Here is a 1,355-nt window from a genome sequence, read left to right as displayed (position 1 = left end):
GGTTGTACTGCCCGACTGTGAAGCAATTACTATAAAATAGTCCTGACCTGCGGTTACAAAGAAATCTTCTATTTTTCCAGTTCCAACTCTACCGGCCAAACAATTGCCACCCACATCACCACAACTTTCATAGACAAATACTCCTGCATTGCTGCTTACCCCGGTCAACTCAATCGTGATGATATCATCGACAGAAGGACTGTACTGGTAGACCACATCATTGCCATTCAGGAAATCACCGCTTACTCCTGCACATCCTGTGCTGCCTGAAAAATTGTTGCCATAGTTGACCGTGTTGTTAACATCATTGTATGGCAGGTCAGTTTCGTCGAGCGCAAAATCACCTGTTTGTTGAACAACCGCAAATACCTCCTCGCGAGGGGATTCGCATATAACCTGACCCGCCCCAATTGTCCAGTTATAGAAAAAGTAGTAAGTCGTATTAGGTGTACCTGTACCGAATACACCTCCAGTTACCTGACCCATAGTTCCCAGAGGGTAAGGAAACACATTACCACCTGCCGCAGCAAACTCCCTGACAAGGCTAGTCGTACCCACTTTCATCAAACGATAAGTCCCGGGAGTAGTTATCTCAAAATTCAGTGGTATTGTATGGGGTGTCGTCAAGTTGCCCGAAGGCACATTGACCGTCAATGTTTCAAGAACCGTAATACCATCATTTTCTCGCAACTCAACTGTCACCGGACCTCCGGTTGTATGGGGGTACACGTCCACTGAGACTATAGTAAATGGCTGGGTAACTTCAAAAGCAAGTCCATAATTACTCAAGGTAGTGTTTTCTGTTGCAACCGGAGCAGGTTTGGCCTGACCAGACAAAGGTGCATCGCCTTCTATATACACTTCCGCAGCCCAATATGAGGTAGTCATCGTAAGCAAGTCGGTTGTAAAAGTAGAACCTGTAGCTATTCGATCACCTCCTGAAGGAACATCATACCAAAATATTTCACTTCCGGTTCCACTGCCAACAGCTTCCAGGGTCATTGCACCCGAGCAAACCACCAAACCGTCCGTGGTGCTTAAAATCTCTAAATTACTACAGTCTATCTCGTGTACCGTAATGGCCAAAAGCGGACTTTCACAAGTACCAAAAGTCTGGCTCACATAGTAAGTGGTACCATCTACCAATGGGGTGGTGTCCGGAATAACAATAGTTCCGGCCGCATCACTGTACCAGGTCAGCACACTTGCACTCATAGTGCCTTCAACTTCCAGGTCTGCAAGCGTGGCAGGATCTACATAATCCTGAGACGCATCACCATCAGGTGCCGGGAATGCAGCACAAACAAAACCATTGATTTCCAGTGTATAATCTATACTCGAGGATAACCACGAGG

1 protein-coding gene is annotated in these 1,355 nt (G+C 46.5%); it reads right to left on the bottom strand.

Going from position 1 to position 1,355, the window contains the following annotated elements; genetic code table 11:
• On the bottom strand, positions 1-1,355 hold a 1,355-nt coding region (locus AC6F75_RS07290; protein WP_500714317.1), incomplete at both ends, for an Ig-like domain-containing protein.

The sequence above is a fragment of the Planktosalinus sp. genome (assembly GCF_059864935.1).
The sequence above is the reverse complement of the archived record's forward strand: the minus strand, read 5'-3'. Positions and strand labels throughout refer to the sequence as shown.